At 60.8% G+C, this 250-nt stretch carries 1 pseudogene; it reads right to left on the bottom strand.

Features of this window, described 5'->3' with window-relative positions:
• Positions 1-250 (bottom strand): annotated as a pseudogene (locus tag SB751_RS33595) (citrate transporter); the annotation flags it as partial.

Genomic DNA, 250 nt, shown 5'->3' with positions numbered 1-250 from the left:
GCGATCATGCCCGGAATCAGCGGAAGGAAGACTTGAGAGGCATCCAGACGAAGCGCGCTCATGACGCGTGCTGTCGGGCCGCCCCAGGGGGAGATGTTCATGATGCTGTTGCTCAGCATCGCCAGGCAGGGCAGGATCAGCGGATTGATCCCCAATTGGCGGTGCAAGGGCAACATGGCTGTCAGGCACAGCAGGTAGGTTGTTGAGCCATCGCCATCCAGCGACACCAACAGCACGAGCAGGGTAGAGC

Origin of the sequence: Cupriavidus sp. SIMBA_020 (genome assembly GCF_046535395.1) — a bacterium.
Lineage (GTDB): Bacteria > Pseudomonadota > Gammaproteobacteria > Burkholderiales > Burkholderiaceae > Cupriavidus > Cupriavidus campinensis.
This window is presented reverse-complemented; position numbering and strand designations above follow the sequence as displayed.